The following is a 551-nucleotide window of genomic DNA, read 5'->3' as shown; positions in this document are numbered from 1 at the left end:
GACGAGATCGGCATGACGCTGCGCACGATCAACCAGCTCGGTCTGATGTTCCGCTGGCTCGTTGACGACGTCAGCGAGCAGGTGCACAACGTGCAGCGCGCGAGCAACGAGATCGCGCAAGGCAACAACGACCTGAGCGCGCGCACCGAACAGGCCGCGTCGAGTGTGCAGGAGACCGCTGCATCGATGGCCGAGATGACGGCGACCGTGTCGAGCAATGCGGAAACGGCGCTGCAGGCGAACCAGTTGTCGGTGTCCGCGAGCGAGGCGGCCGAGCGCGGCGGACAGGCGGTGAGCGAGGTCGTCACGACGATGCGCGACATCACCGACAGCTCGCGCAGGATCGCCGACATCATCGGCGTGATCGACGGGATCGCATTCCAGACCAACATCCTTGCGCTGAACGCGGCGGTCGAGGCGGCGCGCGCGGGCGAACAGGGGCGCGGTTTCGCGGTGGTCGCGGGCGAGGTACGGGCGCTCGCGCAGCGCAGCGCGAACGCGGCGAAGGAAATCAAGACGCTGATCGGCGCGAGTGTCGAGCGGGTCGAGTC

Annotated in this window: 1 protein-coding gene; it reads left to right on the top strand. The window is 67.7% G+C overall.

Annotated features, from left to right (window positions below):
- Nucleotides 1-551: methyl-accepting chemotaxis protein (locus tag DIE21_RS36900; RefSeq protein ID WP_260432616.1), on the top strand; the 551-nt coding region annotated here is incomplete at both ends.

It is taken from the genome of Burkholderia sp. Bp9140 (assembly GCF_003853425.1).
GTDB lineage: Bacteria > Pseudomonadota > Gammaproteobacteria > Burkholderiales > Burkholderiaceae > Burkholderia.
Note: the sequence above shows the minus strand (reverse complement) of the source record. Positions and strands in the feature narration are given on the sequence as shown.